This window comes from Vibrio sp. 03_296, from assembly GCF_002265885.1.
On sequence record NZ_NPKW01000668.1, the window covers coordinates 1 to 2,085 of the forward strand.

Consider the following 2,085-nt stretch of genomic DNA (forward strand, 5'->3'; position numbering starts at 1 on the left):
CCATTCTTCTCATACACAGCAATCGCGGTTTGGTTGAAATCCCACACTTCAACAAACACTTGTTCAACACCATAATCACGGAAAGTTTGTTCGATTCTGGCTAATAGCGCCTCTGCAATCCCTTGTTGGCGAAACGGCTTACCAACGTATAACTCATCGACACTGCCCATCTGTAAAGGRCGCTCACTGTCGAAATCAGCTCGCAAAATGCCCTGACACAACCCCACCACTTCCTCATCTACTTGGCGACAAACACCAAACATTCAGGATCATCGAGATAGCGAGCAATGCTTTTCTCTTGCTCGATCTCTTCTGCGCTTTTAAAAAATTCAGGGCACTGTAAATGATGTTCATCATGCAAATCGAACATCAAATCATTAAGGGCTTCAAGGTCTGAAGGGCGTGCCGCTGATAAGACGACTTTATTCATGGCTTATCTGCTACATATTAATAAGTCTACATTGTAGTGAAACCGAGCGTAAAATCCATTCTAAGCACTTGGAACTGTTTGCTTGTGGCTCGCCTTACAACCTTTTTTTGACTCTTTAGTCGCGTTATCAGCCTAYCCAGCGATGAACATCATTTTTTAAACCTTTACTCGAACGCAGATTACTTAATAGCCGCTGTGCTCGCTTTATCTAAACAACACAGATATCTGCTTAGAACAGAGTAAGGAAAAATATAATCACGAAAAACTGAAAAACCGTGAATTGACTCAAAAAGTTCTCTCTCTCGTAAAAATATACAAGCAATCACCACTCTATAAAATAATTTTATAATCAGATAATTATTGACAAATGCAACATTAACTATTTGTGTTGTTTTTTCGAGCCTGAGGCCAATTAACAATTAAGTCATTTAACAAATTACCTTTATATTGATAATTTCATTTCGTTGTCCATTCAGATTCAAATAATAAGACAAAAATTAAAACAATACTTTKGCAATAAATAATGTCGAAAATTAAACCAGTCAAATGCAATATATTAAGTAAACGTAAATTTTACATAGCAATACATTTGAACGATTAAAATCAATTTATTTAATCTTAATAGGAAACTAAAATGAAGAGTTCATTTTCTTACACAACATTAGCACTGATAATATCAGGCTGCCTTTTTCAACCGCATCTTATGCTCAAAAGCCCGTAGAAGAAACAGTTACATCAACAACTATCCGTGCCGTCAACAAGTTAGGCGGATTTGTCGCCAATGTCAGCGCCTATACAAGCAATTTCACCCCCTATAAAGTTACGTTTATTTCCGGAAAMGCTGGGGCGCTAGGTGCATCATTAAGCGTAGTGAATACAATAACTAAAATCATTGTGGATGCTTCGATTGAAGGCCAATGTAAATCGACTGAAAGTGATGACCAACTTGAAAATTATTGTGAAACACCACCGAGTTTCGTTCAAGATAAGTTCTGCATCGCAAATACCGACAATGTTAGTAAAGCGAGATTCGGTTTAATACACTGATATTATCGTTCCCCGCTCAAATAATGGCATTCAGCCTCAACAAAGCATCAACGTCCCCCATGGCTCAGAAGCTTGCATCAGCATTCCTAAAGAAGTAGGTAATGTCTCAGTGGTAAATGGTGAAAATCAGATGGTCGTTGACAGAGTGCTACCGATAGACTTCTTCTCTGGTAATTACGGTATGGTGATAAAAAACGGAAAACCGTGGTTGAAAAAAAAAGGCRCCGAGAGCTTTCTATAATATGACTCTGGCTACATAAGGCTTGCTACAGCATCATGCTCAACAGCTCATTCGAATCTCGATGGCGGCGTGAGAAAATGCATGGATAAACTCGCAAATGGCGACCGAAGCCAAGCGCACAGAGTTAGAAAAAATCTTCACCATTACAATGGAGCACGCAGATTCATCAAGAAAGTAACCCGCACTTTGAAAAAGTACGTGATCTGAATGATTTTTACGTCATGCAGTCTATCATCAGAAACACCCATCTAATCCGGATATCTTTGTGCTAAGCGGTACTCTGATGATCGACGATAATACATACGCGGCAATCGAACCTATGGATATCTTCCGCGAAAATGGAGAACTCCTGCTTCCTGAACGCATT

At 39.1% G+C, this 2,085-nt stretch carries 2 protein-coding genes; both read right to left on the minus strand.

The window, feature by feature from the left end; all coding sequences use genetic code 11:
• Positions 1–263, minus strand: a 263-nt coding sequence (locus CIK04_RS34295) for a GNAT family N-acetyltransferase (RefSeq protein ID WP_325205885.1), incomplete at its 3' end; no start/stop codon positions are given.
• Positions 239–430 carry a hypothetical protein gene (locus CIK04_RS34300; protein WP_325205886.1) on the minus strand — a complete coding sequence of 64 codons (192 nt, stop codon included), beginning with the start codon at positions 428–430 and terminating at the stop codon, positions 239–241. The genes CIK04_RS34300 and CIK04_RS34295, both read right to left, overlap by 25 nt.
• Between the last annotated feature and the right edge of the window lie 1,655 nt (positions 431–2,085).

Excerpts from the sequence above, each read along its gene's own strand:
- CIK04_RS34300 (WP_325205886.1), bottom strand. The coding sequence starts at position 430 with ATGAATAAAGTCGTCTTATCAGCGGCACGCCCTTCAGACCTTGAAGCC.